12 protein-coding genes are annotated in these 14,749 nt (G+C 70.8%); 7 read left to right on the top strand and 5 right to left on the bottom strand.

Translation table 11 applies throughout. From position 1 onward, the window contains the following. Positions 1-79: 79 nt before the first annotated feature. Together AWZ10_RS02155 and AWZ10_RS02150 are read right to left on the bottom strand one after the other, a co-directional pair. Positions 80-1,360 (bottom strand): ABC transporter substrate-binding protein, encoded by a 1,281-nt coding sequence (locus tag AWZ10_RS02155; RefSeq protein ID WP_046704167.1) that lies wholly within the window; start codon positions 1,358-1,360, stop codon positions 80-82. A 53-nt stretch (positions 1,361-1,413) separates the two neighbouring features. Further along, positions 1,414-2,433 carry a carbohydrate kinase family protein gene (locus tag AWZ10_RS02150; RefSeq protein ID WP_060890304.1) on the bottom strand — a complete coding sequence of 340 codons (1,020 nt, stop codon included), beginning with the start codon at positions 2,431-2,433 and terminating at the stop codon, positions 1,414-1,416. A gap of 151 nt (positions 2,434-2,584) precedes the next feature. On the opposite strand from AWZ10_RS02150, the gene AWZ10_RS02145 reads away from it, so the two are divergent. From AWZ10_RS02145 to AWZ10_RS02130, 4 genes are all read left to right on the top strand, one after another. Beyond that, a complete protein-coding gene (locus AWZ10_RS02145; RefSeq protein WP_046704169.1) occupies positions 2,585-3,334 on the top strand; it encodes a DeoR/GlpR family DNA-binding transcription regulator in 750 nt (249 codons plus the stop codon). A gap of 75 nt (positions 3,335-3,409) precedes the next feature. Continuing rightward, positions 3,410-4,750: a 6-phospho-beta-glucosidase gene (locus AWZ10_RS02140; protein WP_060890303.1), complete on the top strand. Its 1,341-nt coding sequence runs from the start codon at positions 3,410-3,412 to the stop codon at positions 4,748-4,750. A 53-nt stretch (positions 4,751-4,803) separates the two neighbouring features. Then, a complete protein-coding gene (locus AWZ10_RS02135) occupies positions 4,804-7,857 on the top strand; it encodes an alpha-mannosidase (protein WP_060890302.1) in 3,054 nt (1,017 codons plus the stop codon). Positions 7,858-8,067: 210 nt separating this feature from the next. Beyond that, entirely contained in the window at positions 8,068-8,958 is an 891-nt protein-coding gene (locus AWZ10_RS02130; RefSeq protein ID WP_046704172.1) for a sulfotransferase family protein, read from the top strand. Between the two features lie 127 nt (positions 8,959-9,085). On the opposite strand, the gene AWZ10_RS02125 is transcribed toward AWZ10_RS02130, so the two are convergent. Next, the gene (locus AWZ10_RS02125; RefSeq protein ID WP_060890301.1) at positions 9,086-10,219 is read right to left on the bottom strand and encodes an ATP-grasp domain-containing protein; all 1,134 of its coding nucleotides are present in this window, start codon (positions 10,217-10,219) and stop codon (positions 9,086-9,088) included. A gap of 258 nt (positions 10,220-10,477) precedes the next feature. On the opposite strand from AWZ10_RS02125, the gene AWZ10_RS02120 reads away from it, so the two are divergent. The 3 genes from AWZ10_RS02120 to AWZ10_RS02110 are packed head-to-tail and all read left to right on the top strand — an operon-like array spanning position 10,478 to position 13,030. Further along, positions 10,478-11,410 carry a metallophosphoesterase family protein gene (locus tag AWZ10_RS02120; protein ID WP_408995895.1) on the top strand — a complete coding sequence of 311 codons (933 nt, stop codon included), beginning with the start codon at positions 10,478-10,480 and terminating at the stop codon, positions 11,408-11,410. After that, positions 11,355-12,062, top strand: a complete 708-nt coding sequence (locus AWZ10_RS02115) for a 4'-phosphopantetheinyl transferase family protein (protein WP_046704175.1) — start codon at positions 11,355-11,357, stop codon at positions 12,060-12,062. The genes AWZ10_RS02120 and AWZ10_RS02115 overlap by 56 nt, the downstream gene beginning before the upstream one ends. After that, positions 12,059-13,030, top strand: coding sequence for a polyprenyl synthetase family protein (locus tag AWZ10_RS02110; protein WP_060890299.1), 972 nt, complete (start codon positions 12,059-12,061; stop codon positions 13,028-13,030). Before AWZ10_RS02115 ends, AWZ10_RS02110 begins: the two co-directional genes overlap by 4 nt. A 72-nt stretch (positions 13,031-13,102) precedes the next feature. Here the strand turns inward: AWZ10_RS02110 and AWZ10_RS02105 are convergent, their stop codons facing one another. Together AWZ10_RS02105 and AWZ10_RS02100 are read right to left on the bottom strand one after the other, a co-directional pair. Next, positions 13,103-13,330, bottom strand: a complete 228-nt coding sequence (locus AWZ10_RS02105) for a hypothetical protein (RefSeq protein ID WP_046704177.1) — start codon at positions 13,328-13,330, stop codon at positions 13,103-13,105. A 126-nt stretch (positions 13,331-13,456) separates the two neighbouring features. Continuing rightward, positions 13,457-14,749 (bottom strand): hypothetical protein (locus AWZ10_RS02100; protein ID WP_060890298.1); only part of this gene is annotated, 1,293 nt, incomplete at its 5' end.

The following is a 14,749-nucleotide window of genomic DNA, read 5'->3' as shown; positions in this document are numbered from 1 at the left end:
CGGGCGGAAGCGGGCCGGGCCCGGCCCGCCACGGTGCTCGTGCACCGTGGCGGAGCCGGTGACCGGAGGTGACGACACCTCAGTTCACCCCCTGCCGCCTGGCGATCTGCTTGGCCTGGGAGACCGCGTCCTTCCAGGCGTCGTCCGGCTTCTTGCCCTTGGCCTCGATGCTGCTCAGCTCGGCCATGAAGGGAGCCATGACCGCCGAGTCGGCGGGCGCCTCGTAGCTCACGGGGATGGCCTCGGCGGCCGGGCCGAAGACCTCGATGATCTTCTGCCCGCCGAAGAAGGCGTCGGGGCCCGTCATGGCCTCCATCGCGTACGTGGACGGGGAGGCGGGGAAGATGGAGGCGTCGGTGAAGCTCTTGGCGTTGTTGTCCGGGCTGAGGATCCAGCTGATGATCTTGAATGCCTCTTCGGGGTTCCGGCACTGCTTGGGCAGGGTCAGGTAGGAGCCGCCCTGGTTGGCCGGCCCGCCGGGCGTCGCACAGACCCGCCACTTGCCCTTGGTACCCGGGGCCGCCGACTCGATGTCCAGCGCGTGCCAGGCGGCGCCGACCTCGGTGGTCAGGCTCTTGCCGACGGCGGCGTTCCAGCTCTGGTCGTTGATCTTGGCGTCGATGCCGAGCGTGTAGGCGCGGACCGCCGTGTCCCACGCGGCGCGGATGTGGTCCTGGTCGCCGATGAAGTGGTTGTCCTGGTCGATGAACCGCTTGGTGCCCTGGCCGACCGCGATGTTGAACACCGTGCTCATGTTGTTGAGCAGGAAGGTGCCGGGCAGCGCCTTCTTCAGCTCGGTGCCGAGCGCGAAGTAGTCGTCCCAGGTCTTGGCCTCGGCTGCGACCTTGGCCGGGTCGCTGGGCAGCCCGGCCTTGTCGAACAGGTCCGCCCGGTAGAAGAGCGCGGTGGGGCCGATGTCGATCGGGAACCCGATCTGCTTGCCGTCCTCGGTCTGGGCGAGCTTGGTCTTCCACTCCAGGTACTGCGACGAGATCTTCTTGAAGCCCAGGTCGTTCAGGTCGAGGAAGCGGTCGGCGTTGGGCAGGAAGGAGGCGATGTCCTCGCCCTTGATGCCGGTGATGTCCGGCACGGAGCTGCCGCCCGCCGCGAGGGTGGTGGTGAGCTTCTGCTTGAAGTCGCCGCCGATGGAGGAGCTGGTCAGCTTGACCTGACCCTTGAAGTGCGTCTTGGCCTCGGTGACCACCTTGTCGCTGAGGGCTCCGCCCCAGTACCACATGGTGAGGTTCTTGCCGTTCTTGGTGCCGCCGGATTCCGAGTCGCCGCCACAGGCGACGGTCAGGCCGGAGGCCGCCGCAGTGAGCACGGCAGCCTGGAGGAAGCCTCTACGAGAAAGGTCCACGGGTCACTCCTGTTTGTTCCTGTTCGTGGTACTGCGGGCTTGGTGCGGGGGGTTCAGTGCGGCCGTGCGGGCGGGGTGACCGGGGCGTGGCGCACCGGTGGGCCGAGGTCCTCCGGGATGCGGTGCGCGAGGAAGCCGTAGGCCTTCCGCAGAGCGGGGTCGGTCTGTGAGCGCCACCAGCGGTCGACGCCGTACCAGCCGGGCGCCGCCAGTCCTCCGCCGTGGTGACCCACGGACAGCCCGGCGGACAGCACGGCGAACCGCAGCCTCTCCACCAGCGGCCAGCCGTCGAGGGAGGCGGCGACGAAGCTCGCGCCGAAGACGTCACCGGCGCCCGTCGCGTCGAGCACGTCGACGTCCAGGGCCGGGACCTCCGCGTACTCCCCGGTCGTCTGGTCCACCGCGACCGCGCCCTCGCCGCCGCGGGTGACCACGGCCACCGGCACCAGCTCGCTCAGCGTGCCGAGCGCGGCGACCGCGCTGTCGGTACGGGTGTACGCCATCGCCTCGGTCTCGTTCGGGAGGAACGCGTGGCACAGGGAGAGTTGGTCGAGCAGGTCGCGGGACCACTGCTGGGTGGGGTCCCAGCCGACGTCCGCGTAGATGTGTGTGCCGTTCGCGGCGGCCTTGGCGAGCCACTCTCGCGGCTCGGCCTCGATGTGCACGAGGGCCGTGCGCGACTCGGGCGGGTCGCCCATCAACACGTCCTGCGAGTACGGCGGCTCCTGGCCGTGGGTGACCAGGGCCCGGTCGTGACCGTGCGCGAGGGAGACGGTGACGGGGGTGTGCCAGCCGTCGGCGGTGCGCGAGAGGGAGAGGTCGACGTTCTCCTGGCCGGCGAGGACCTCACGGCAGTAGGCGCCGTAGTAGTCGTCGCCGAAGACCGTGGCCAGGGAGGTCCGCAGGCCGAAACGGGCGGCGGCCACCGCCAGGTTGGCGATGCCGCCCGGACCGCATCCCATGCCGTCGGTCCAGATCTCCTCGCCGGGTGTGGGCGGCTTTCCCAGCCCCGTGAGCACGAGGTCGTAGAAGAGCAGCCCGGTCAGCAGCACATCGGGCCGGTCGTCGTCCACGCGTGCACCCTCTCGTCGAGACCTTCGAAGGATCACTCTTCAAAAGTCTTCAATTTCGGTGCACAGATCGTGCGCGCCTCCGAGAGGTTTGGCAAGAGTCGAGCAGAAGTGAGCATAGAAATGATTGGGAATGACGAGTACTGTTCAGCGCGTGCTGGCAGAGCGACGACACCAACTCATCCTGCGGGCCCTGCGATCAGGAGGCCCGGCGGCAGTCACCGACCTGTCCGAACAGCTCGGTGTGAGCCCCGCCACCATCCGGCGTGACCTCCTCAGGCTGGAGGAGGAGGGGCTGCTCACCCGTGTGCACGGCGGCGCGGTCGTGGACGAGGGCGACCAGCCCTTCGCCGAGGTCGCCGAGGTGCGGGTGGCCGAGAAGGACGCGATAGCGGCGAAGGCCGCCTCGATGGTCCGTGACGGTCAGTCCGTGCTCCTCGACATCGGGACCACCGCCTACCGCCTGGCCCGGCAGCTGCACGGCCGCCGCCTCACCGTGATCACCAGCAACCTGGTGGTCTACGAGGAGCTGGCCGACGACGAGGGGATCGAACTGGTACTGCTCGGCGGCATGGTCCGCCGCGAGTACCGTTCCCTCGTCGGCTTCCTCACCGAGGACAACCTCCGGCAGCTGCACGCCGACTGGCTGTTCCTCGGCACGAGCGGAGTGCGGCCCGGCGGACAGGTGATGGACACGACCGTCGTCGAGGTCCCGGTCAAACGCGCGATGATCAAGGCCGGCGACAAGGTCGTCCTGCTCGCCGACTCCGCGAAGTTCCCCGGTACGGGGATGGCACGGGTCTGCGGGCCCGGGGAACTCGACGTGGTCGTGACCAACGGGTCGGTGGACCAGGGCACTCGGTCGTCGTTCGAGGACGCGGGGGTCGAGGTGGTCACCGTATGACCGCCCCGGGACGGGGCGGCTGACACGTGTCGGGACGGCCCGCATGTATGCACGATCGGTAAAGGTGGTAGTTGCGTGAAGTTGACGATTCTGGGCGGCGGAGGATTCCGGGTGCCCCTCGTGTACGGGGCGCTCCTCGGGGATCGCGCCGAGGGCCGGGTCACCCATGTCGTCCTGCACGACCTGGACGCCGAGCGGCTCTCCGCCGTCACCCGTGTCCTGGCCGAGCAGGCGGCGGACGTGCCCGACGCCCCCGAGGTGACCGCCACCACCGACCTCGACGAGGCCCTGCGCGGCGCCGACTTCGTCTTCTCCGCGATCCGCGTCGGCGGCCTGGAGGGCCGCGCGGACGACGAGCGGGTGGCCCTCGCGGAAGGCGTCCTCGGTCAGGAGACCGTCGGCGCCGGCGGCATCGCCTACGGCCTGCGCACGGTCCCCGTCGCCGTGGACATCGCACGGCGGGTGGCCCGGCTGGCACCCGACGCCTGGGTCATCAACTTCACCAACCCGGCGGGCCTGGTCACCGAGGCCATGTCCCGCCACCTCGGCGACCGCGTCATCGGCATCTGTGACTCGCCCGTGGGCCTCGGCCGCCGTATCGCCCGCGTCCTCGGCGCCGCGAATCCGAAGGAGGCCTGGATCGACTACGTCGGCCTCAACCACCTCGGCTGGGTCCGCGGCCTGCACATCGCCGGCCGCGACGAACTCCCGCGCCTGCTCGCCGACCGTGACCTGCTCGGCTCCTTCGAGGAGGGCAAGCTCTTCGGCGTCGACTGGCTCCAGTCCCTCGGCGCGATCCCGAACGAGTATCTGCACTACTACTACTTCAACCGCGAGGCCGTACGCGCCTACCAGGCGGTCGACAAGACCCGCGGCGCCTTCCTCAAGGACCAGCAGGCCCACTTCTACGAGGAGATGCGCCGCCCCGACGCCCACGCGCTCAAGGCCTGGGACCGCACCCGCGCCGAGCGCGAGGCCACCTACATGTCGGAGAACCGGGAGACGGCCGGCGCCGGCGAACGCGACGCCGACGACCTGTCCGGCGGCTACGAGAAGGTCGCCCTCGCCCTGATGCGGGCCATCGCCCGCGACGAGCGCACCACCCTCATCCTCAACGTCCGCAACAAGAGCACCCTCTCGGTCCTCGACACGGAGGCCGTCATCGAGGTGCCCTGCCTGGTCGACGCCAACGGCGCCCACCCGGTCACCGTGGCCCCCCTGCCCGACCACGCCACCGGCCTGGTCTGCGCGGTCAAGGCCGTCGAACGCGAGGTCCTGGCCGCAGCCGAGTCGCGTTCCCGTACGACCGCGGTGAAGGCCTTCGCCCTGCACCCGCTGGTCGACTCGGTCAATGTGGCGCGCAGGCTGGTGGAGGGGTACACCGAGGTCCACCCGGGCCTGGCGTACCTTAAGTAGGCTCACCGCCGGAAAGCGCTTTCCCCCGCTCGCTCCCTCTCTGGAGACCCGTCATGCACGACGAACGCCGCCGCATCGAGGAACGCGTCGAGCGCGTCCACACCCAGCGCGTCAAGCCCGCGATCTACGCGGCCACCACGCCCTTCGAGGTCGAGGCCTGGCAGGCGCCGGGCGAGCCCGTCCCCTTCGAGGAGGCCGCGGCCGCCTCGTACACCCCGTTCGCGATGGACACCCCGTGGGGCCCGCCGTGGGGCACGACCTGGTTCCGGATGCGCGGACAGGTGCCCGCCGCGTGGGCGGGCCGCCGCGTCGAGGCGGTCATCGACCTCGGCTTCGTCGGCGACTGGCCCGGCAACCAGGCCGAGGCCCTCGTCCACCTCGCCGACGGCACCCCGCTGAAGGCGGTCAACCCGCTCAACCAGTACGTGCCGATCGGCAACCCCGTCCGGGGCGGCGAGACCATCGACTACCTGGTCGAGGCGGCGTCCAACCCCGACATCCTCGCCGACAACTTCTCGAGGATCACGCCGATGGGCGACATCCTCACGGCCGGGGACAAGCCGCTCTACACCTTCCAGCGCGCCGACCTCGCCGTCCTCGACGAGGAGGTCTTCCACCTCGACCTGGACCTCCAGGTGCTGCGCGAGCTGATGGTCCACCTCGGCGAGCACGAGCCCCGCCGCCACGAGATCCTGCACGCCCTGGACCGGGCCATGGACGCCGTCGACCTGGACGACATCTCCGGCAGCGCGACGGCGGTCCGCGAGATCCTCGCCCCCGTCCTCGCCAAGCCCGCCCATGCCAGCGCCCACACCATCTCCGGCGTCGGCCACGCCCACATCGACTCCGCCTGGCTCTGGCCCATCCGCGAGACCAAGCGCAAGACGTCCCGCACCTTCTCCAACGTCACCGCGCTGGCCGACGAGTACGAGGACTTCATCTTCGCCTGCTCCCAGGCCCAGCAGTACGAATGGGTGCGCGACAACTACCCGCAGGTGTGGGAGCGCATCAAGAAGTCCGTCGACAAGGGCCAGTGGGTACCCGTCGGCGGCATGTGGGTCGAGTCCGACGGCAACCTGCCCGGCGGTGAGGCCATCGCCCGCCAGCTCGTCCACGGCAAGCGGTTCTTCATCGAGAACTTCGGCATCGAGACCAAGGGCGTCTGGCTGCCGGACTCCTTCGGCTACAACGCCTCCTACCCGCAGCTCGCCAAACTCGCCGGCAACGACTGGTTCCTCACCCAGAAGATCTCCTGGAACCAGACCAACAGGTTCCCCCACCACACCTTCTGGTGGGAGGGCATCGACGGCACCCGCATCTTCACCCACTTCCCGCCGGTCGACACCTACAACGCCCGCTTCAGCGGCGAGGAGATGGACCGCGCCGTCCGCAACTACCAGGAGAAGGGCGCCGGCACCCGCTCGCTGGCGCCCTTCGGCTGGGGCGACGGCGGTGGCGGCCCCACCCGCGAGATCATGGAACGCGCCCGCCGCCTCGCGGACCTGGAGGGCTCACCGAAGGTCGTCGTCGAACACCCCGACGAGTTCTTCGCCAAGGCCCGCGCCGAGTACGAGGACGCCCCCGTCTGGAACGGCGAGCTGTACCTCGAACTCCACCGCGCCACCTACACCTCCCAGGCCCGCACCAAGCAGGGCAACCGCCGCAGCGAGCACAAGCTCCGCGAGGCCGAACTCTGGGCGACCACGGCCGCGCTCCACGCGCCCGGCTACTCCTACCCCTACGAGAAGCTCGACCGCCTCTGGAAGACGGTCCTCCTCCACCAGTTCCACGACATCCTGCCGGGCTCCTCGATCGCCTGGGTCCACCGCGAGGCGGAGGCGGAGTACGCGAGGGTGGCGAAGGAACTGGAGGAGCTGACGGCCGAGGCGGTCACGGCGCTCGGCGCCGGCGACCCGCGTGTCTTCAACACCAGCCCGCGTGACCGGGCCGAGGTGGTCCGTACGTCCGCGGGTGAACCGGTGTACGTGACGGTTCCCGCGGGCGGCAGCGCGCCCCTCACCGCCACCGCCCCCGCGCCCCCGCACCCCGTCACCATCTCCGGCCGCGTCCTGGACAACGGCCTGGTCCGGGTGGAGATCGCCGAGGACGGCACCCTCGCCTCCGTACGCGACCTGCGTGCCGACCGCGAGGTGCTCGGCGACACGGGCAACCTGCTCCGCCTGCACACCGACCTCCCGAACTACTGGGACGCCTGGGACGTCGACAAGCACTACAAGAACCGCTACACGGACCTGCTGGACGCCGAGTCGGTCACCGTGGTGGAGGAGGGGCCCCTGCTCGGCGCGATCCGCGTGGAGCGCTCGTTCGGCAAGGGCTCCCGCATCACCCAGACGATCACGCTGCGCGCCGGCAGCCCCCGGATCGACTTCGAGACGGACATCGACTGGCACGAGGCCGAGAAGTTCCTCAAGGCCGGTTTCCCGATCGACGTCCGGGCCCCCCACTCCTCCGCCGAGATCCAGTTCGGCCACATCCAGCGCCCCACCCACACCAACACCAGCTGGGAGGCGGCCCGCTTCGAGGTCTCCGGCCACCGCTGGGTGCACGTGGCCGAGCCCGGCTACGGCGTGGCGGTGATCAACGACTCCACCTACGGCCATGACGTCTCCCGCACGGTCCGCGAGGACGGCGGTACGACCACCACGGTCCGCCTCAGCCTGGTCCGTGCCCCGCGCATCCCGGACCCGGAGGCCGACCAGGGCAAGCACCGCCTCACCTACTCCCTGCTCCCCGGCGCGAGCATCGAGGACGCGGTCGCCGAGGGCTACGCCCTCAACCTGCCGCTGCGCGTCGCGGACGCGGCGGGCGCCCCCGAGCCGGTCGTCTCCGTGGACGGGGAGGGCGTGACCGTCGAGGCGGTCAAGCTCGCCGACGACGCCTCCGGCGACGTCGTGGTCCGGCTCTACGAGTCGAGCGGCGGCCGGGCCCGGGGCGTCCTGCGCACCGGTTTCCCGCTCGCCGGGGCCCAGATCGCCGACCTGCTGGAACGCCCCCTGTCCCGGGCGGCCACGGACGGGAACGGTGTCCCGGTGACGCTGCGCCCGTTCGAGGTGCAGACACTGCGGCTGGCGGTGGGGGAGCGGTGACTCGTACGGCGGCGGCTCGTACAGCGGCGGCTCGTACAGCGCTGACTCTGCTTCCCATGAAAAATTAAGGGAGCATAAAACAGCTGGTCGCGGCGGGTGCACCGCCCGCCGCGACCACGGTGCTTTCCCTCCACGCCACCTGGAATTCGCCCACTACCCCTGTGATACGGGGCGACGCGACAGTGCGAAGAAAAGTGGTGAGGTGTCATCGTGCGAGATCCGCGCAAGTCCACGATCGGCAAGGGGCTGAGGCGCCGCGGCAGACTGATCGCCGAGGCGGTGAGCCCGCCGCGCAAGCCGCTGAACGCCGTCCCCGCGCCCCGGACCGACACCGCACCGGCGGAGCCCCCGTACGTGGCGCCGCGTGCGTCCCGGCTGGTGGACGCGCCGGTGTTCGTGCTGTCCTCGGTGCGCTCCGGCTCGACGCTGCTGCGGGTCATCCTGAACAGCCACAGCCAGATCCGCGCCCCGCACGAGATGCACCTGCGGACCGTCCACGTCCATCTCTCCCGGGACTTCACCGGGGACGCGATGAAGGCCCTCGAACTCGACAGGTCCGAGCTGGAGCACGTCCTGTGGGACCGCATCCTCCACCATGAACTCACCCGCAGCGGCAAGCGGGTCATCGTCGACAAGACCCCGCCGAACACCCTCATCTGGCCGCGCCTGCACCGATGTTGGCCGGACGCCCGCTACATCCTGCTGTTGCGCCACCCCGGCGCGGTCGTCCAGTCCCTCACGAGCCGCCGCACCGACCCGGACCACGAGGCGATCCGGGCGGAAGTCCTCCACTACAGCGAGAAGTTGGAGGAGGCCCGCCAGAACCTCCCCGTCCACGTCATCCGGTACGAGGAGCTGACCGCCGACCCCGAGAAGGTCACCCGGGGCATCTGTGACCACCTGGGCCTCGCATGGGAGCCCGGCATGCTCGACTACGGCACCAAGGACCACGGCACCTTCCGCCCCCAGCTCGGGGACTGGTCCACCACCATCAGGTCCGGCCGCATCCAGCCGGCCCGTGAGGCAGACCCGACCTCGGAACTCCCGCCCCGCCTGAGGGAGTTGGCCGAGACCTGGGGCTACCTGAGCCCCTGCCTTTGAAAGGGGCGCGGGGAACTGCGCGACAAGCCCCCGCCGACCCGTACTCGACCAACTCCCTCAGGGGGCCCTGGGCGCAGCCCCCGGGATGGGACGGGTAGGGGCGGCGGGGGCGAGAACCCTCGGGCGTTCAGACCGCCAACGGCCGGTCGGCAGCCGGCTTGCACACCGAGGACGGCGCGACAGCCAATGGCCGCGCCTCCACGGCGACCGGCACCTCGGAAACCTGCTGCGGCAGCGTGACCGACCGCACCGGCCGCGTCCCCGACACCACCGTGTAGTCCTCCCCCAGCCGCGTCGGCATCACGTCACCCGGGTCCTCACCCAGCGCCAACTGCACGGCCGCCCAAGGGGCGTTGATCCCGCACAGCGCGAGCTGGTGCAGGCCACCCGCCGGACGCGTGTTGACATCCATCAGCACCGGTTCGTCGCCGTACATACGGAACTGGATGTTCGTCAGGTAGTGCAGCTCGAACCGCTCCGCGATCCGCCGCGCGGGCTCGATCCACGAGGGGTTCTGGCTGAACCCGCGACGCCGGCCGTTCTTGGTGCGGCCCACGGCCATCCGGACCCGTCCGTCGGGGCCGGTGAGGCAGTCGACGGAGACCTCCGGCTGTTCGAGGCGCGGCATGACCAACCAGTCCACGGGCTCCTCGGCCGCCCGCACCGCCTCCACGACCATGTCGAGATGCACGTAGGGGCTCGGGAATCCGCTGAGCTGATCGAGCGAGAAGGGGGTGCGCGAGACGACGCGGAAGCCCACGCCGCCCGCACCGGACGCCGGCTTGAAGCATGCCCTGTGCCCGCCGTCCTCCAACTCGTCGACGGCGGCGACGAGTTCGTCGGCGTTCGTCACCCGGAACCACGGCGGCACCGGGACCCCATGTGCCTGGACCGCCTCGTACGCGGTCACCTTGTCCTCGAAGACCTCGATGGCCCGGGCGGTCGGTGCCAGCAGGACCGTCCCGACGGCCGCGAAGTCCTCGACATGCGCGGCCAGGGCCGCCTGGTGCAGCCGGGGCACGAAGACGTCGATGCCGCGCTTGGCGCACTGGTCGAGCGCGTACTCGACGTACGCGGCGGGGGAGAGGCCCTCGGGCTCCAGGTCGGCGGTGTCCGCGGCGGCCAGTACGGGGGAGTCGGCGTCACCGTGCGTGGCATGGATGTCCACCGGACGAGCGTGCGGATTATGCCGCAGCTGATCCATGAAGAAGACGTTCTCCGCGTACGTGCGGTTGAGCCAGACGCGTACGCGAGAGACCATGCAGGCCGCCTTTCCAGGGTTCGCGGGCACAGCGGAGCAGGCCGTGCCCGGCCAGGGGGGATGGAGGTACGCCGAACCGCCGTACGCGAAAGACAGGCGTGGCGGTGGTGTAGGAGGGATCATACGGCCACCGGAGGCCAGGTTTCTGTCACGCGCGTGTTAATCCTTGCGCGGCGGGTTCACCGGGACGCATGTCCAGTGGTTCGCCTGGTCTGTCTTGTCCACCGGTACGCTCGTGTGTTCTCGTGTTGATGTTGGATGTTCGGAAAAGGAGTGCGGGTGGAGTCGAGGGTCGGCCGTCACGGAAATCTGCTGGCCATCAGTGATCTGCACATCGGCTATCCCGAGAACCGCGCCCTCGTCGAGCAGATGCGCCCCGAGACCGACGACGACTGGCTCCTCGTGGCCGGCGACGTCGCCGAGACCGTCGCCGACATCCGCTGGGCCCTGGAGACCCTCGCCGGCCGCTTCGCCAAGGTCGTGTGGGCGCCGGGCAACCACGAGCTGTGGACCCACCCCAGCGAGACCGTCCCGTACCGGGGCGTCGAGCGGTACGAGCACCTGGTCGCCCTCTGCCGGGAGCTGGGTGTCGTCACCCCGGAGGACCCGTACCCCCGCTGGGAGGGACCCGGCGGCCCGGTGGTGATCGCTCCGCTCTTCCTTCTGTACGACTACTCGTTCCTGCCCAAGGGCTGTGCGACGAAGGAAGAGGGCCTCACGTACGCGCACGGCACCGGCGTCGTCTGCACCGACGAGCACCTGCTGCACCCCGACCCGTACGCGAGCCGCGACGACTGGTGCCGCGCCCGGGTCGCCGAGACCGGACGCAGGCTCGCCGAACTGCCGCCCGACCTGCCGACGGTACTGGTCAACCACTACCCGCTGGACCGGCACCCGACGGACATCCTGCACTACCCCGAGTTCGCCATGTGGTGCGGCACGGAACTGACGGCCGACTGGCACCGCCGCTTCCGCGTCGAGGTCATGGTCTACGGCCATCTGCACATCCCGCGGACCACCTGGCTGGACGGGGTCCGCTTCGAAGAGGTGTCCGTGGGTTACCCCCGCGAGTGGCGGCCGCGTCCGGGACCGCCGGGCAGGCTGCGCCGCATTCTGCCGATGGAGGTCCAAGCCGGTGATCGAGGAACTGCTCCCGGGAGCGGTCGTGGTCGTGGAGGCGCACGCCCATGACTGGGCCGCGGCCGCCGAGGGGATCGAGCTGTACCCCGAGGAGGAGGCGGTCGTGGCGCGCGCGGTGCCGAAGCGGCGCCGGGAGTTCACCGTCGTCCGCGGCTGCGCCCGGCGGGCCATGGAGAAGCTCGGCGTGGCGCCGCGGGCGATCGTGCCCGGCGAGCGCGGTGCCCCCGGCTGGCCGGACGGGCTGACCGGCAGCATGACCCACTGCGAGGGGTACGCGGCCGCCGCCCTGGTCCGCGTCGACGACCTCGCCTCCCTGGGCATCGACGCCGAACCCCACGACACCCTGCCCGAGGGCGTCCTGTCGGCGATCGCCCTCCCCGCGGAGGAGACCCGGCTGCGCCGTCTGACCGCCGGTGACCCCTCGGTCCACTGGAACCGGCTGCTCTTCAGCGCCAAGGAGTCCGTCTACAAGGCGTGGTTCCCGCTCACCGGACGGTGGCTGGACTTCGCGGAGGCCGACATCGAGGTGTCCGTCGACCCCGGTGGCCGCTCCGGCGCACTGCGCGCCGAACTCCTCGTGCCCGGACCGGTGGTGAAGGGGCGTCGCATCGACGCCTTCGACGGACGCTGGACGGTCCGGCAGGGACTGGTGGCGACGGCGGTCTCGGTTCCCTTCCCCACGCGGGGCGAGGACGCGGGATGACCTGCGCTTCCTACGTGGACCTGCACAGACGGGTGTCGTCGGACATCGACGTGGAGATCACGGCCGCCCTGGAAAGCCTCGGACCCTCGTCCGAAGCGGTACGAAGATCCATGTCCGGACTGCTGGACCACCAGCGGATGAAGTACCCCCTGTCCGTGCTCCCGCTCCTCGTGCACGCCGTCGAGACGGGCTTCCCGGGACCGGCCGTCTTCCTGGGGGCCGTGCATGTCCTGTGGTGGACCTCCGCGTGCTATCTCGACGACCTGGCCGACGGCCACGGCGCCCACATCCCCGCCGGAATCGGGACGGAAGAGGCGCTGTTGGTGTCCGCCCTCGGCGGACACGCCCTTCCCATCAGGATCGTCCAGGCCCAGCCGGTCCCGGACGCGGTGCGCAACGCCCTCACCGTCGAGATCGTCAACTGCTGTATCAACGCCGTTGAAGGCCAGTTGCGGGATCTGCGCGGCGCCGGCGAGAACACCTCGCCGGACGCGGTCGTCGCCGTCTGTCGCGGGAAATCCGGCGCCCCCTTCAGCATGATCACGGCGATGGCCGCGCTGCTCTCCGGCGCCGGGACCGAACGAACCGAACTGTGGCGGCGGTTCGGCAGTACCTTCGGTGTTCTCTGGCAGCTCTTCAACGACCAGGAGGACCTGCTCTCCGGCCGCGAAGAGGACCTGCGCAACGGCACGGTCACCTATCTCCTCGCCTGCGCGCTGGAGGAGACGCCCCCCGGATCGAGGACGCGGGTGGCGGAACTCGGTGTCGCCGCACGGAGTTCCGAACAGGCCCGCGCGGAGCTCCGCGCGCTGCTGCTCGCCCCCGTCGTTCTGCGCCGTTTCGAGAACGACCTCGCGGTGTTCCGTGACGAGGCGCACCGCGTGCTCGGCGAACTGGGCGGCGACGAGGCCTACATGCCGGCCCTGCGGCAGCTGGTGGACCAGACCGCCGGGCTGTACCTGACCTAGGGCCGAGGCACCGGGGCGCCGGAGAACAGCGACGGTCCACCGGGGCATCCGGCGGACCGTCGCCGCACGCGCTCAGGTCCTCGGGCACCAGCTCCGCAACAGCCGGAAGAACTCCTCCTCGTTGCCCGTGAGTCCCGCCGCGGCCAGTGCCTGCTCCGCCTCGGCGAGCGCGGCGGGCGGCACCACGGGTGGTCGGCGTGACTCCCCGGGCCCGTCCAGCGCTGCTCGTACGGTCCCCAGCAGCCGCAGATAGGCCTGTACGGCGGCGCGCTCGCGGTCGGTCAGTACGGCGGTCGGCATCGAACGGCTCTCCCCTGGTCGGATCGGCGAAACTCCGTGCCCGCCCCGGCATACGGGTGGCACACCACCAGCTTGCCGTCCACCACTGACAATCCCGTCCTCCCGCGCGCGGATGTCGCCCGGGGCCTACCGAGGTGCCGGGCCCAGCACCGTTTCCCGTTCCTGCTCCGTCAGGGGCGGTTCCACCAAGGGGGACTTGACCGGGCCGCGCAGCACCGCCAGGACGACCTCCGGTCTGACGAGGGCGCTGATCGGCTCGGTGAGGGTGACCACGCCGAGGTACGCCTTGAAGACCAGGGGCCGGCCGAGCGCGGTCCGGATCAGCCGTTCCACATAGCGGCCGAAGAGCCTCCGCACGGCGTTCGGCCGCTGGCCGATGGCCTCCGGGTAGCGGATGTCCGTGCCGGTGGCCAGCTCCCACGCCAGGGACACCGGGACCGCCACGGCCTTCTGGACGCGGCGCGCGAGCCCCGGCGCCGCCAGGCCGTGCGCGGCGACCCGCTCCCGCAGCGCCAGGGCGCTCTGGGCGGCGACGGACATGCCGTGGCCGTATATCGGGTTGTACGTGGCGACCGAGTCGCCGATCGCGACGAAGCCGTCGGGCCAGCCGGACACCTTCTCGAAGAAACGCCGCCGGTTGATCGTGCTGCGGGTGACCACGACGTCCGTCAGGGGCTCGGCGCGGGCGATCAGCTCACCGACGACCGGATGCCGGAGGTCACGCGCGAACGCCTCGAACTCAGCGGTGAGGGCGGTCGGTTGGCCTCCACGCGTGCCCGACAGCGTCACCAGCCAGCGCCCGTCCTCGATGGGCACGAGGGTCGCGCTCCGCCCCGGCACCGGCTGCGAGCCGTCCGGCTGCACATTGACCACCGGGTACTCCTCGGTGCCCGCGGGTGCCCGGAAGACCCGGCTGGCGTACACGAGCCCGGAGTCCACCTCGTCCATCGGCGCGGGCGCCACCCCGAGCGCGTCGAGCCAGGCGGTGCCGCGCGAACCACGTCCGGTGGCGTCCACCACCAGATCGGCGGTGAGCACCTGTTCCTCGCCCTCGGCGGGACGGACCCGCAGCCCCGTCACCCGGGAGGCGTCGCCCGCCAGGCCCTTGATCTCGGTGCGGTCCAGGAGGGTGACCCGGGGCCCGGCGAGGAGCCGGGCGCGGACGACCGACTCCAGCAGATCGCGGCTGCACGCGATCATGAACTCCATCTCGGGCCAGCGCCGCACCCAGCCCTGGGCCGAGAGCGAGACCAGACCGGTCGGCAGCGCAATGCGCCGGGCGCCGGCCGCCAGCCAGGCATCCGTGACCCCCGGCAGCAGTTCCTCCATGGCGCGGGCCCCGCCGGACCACAGCAGATGGGCGTGCCGGGCCTGGGGCACGCCCTTGCGGGGGCCGGGCCCCTCGGGCAGCGCGTCGCG

This window comes from Streptomyces europaeiscabiei, assembly GCF_001550375.1.
GTDB classification, from domain to species: Bacteria; Actinomycetota; Actinomycetes; order Streptomycetales; family Streptomycetaceae; genus Streptomyces; species Streptomyces europaeiscabiei.
Note: the sequence above shows the minus strand (reverse complement) of the source record. Positions and strands in the feature narration are given on the sequence as shown.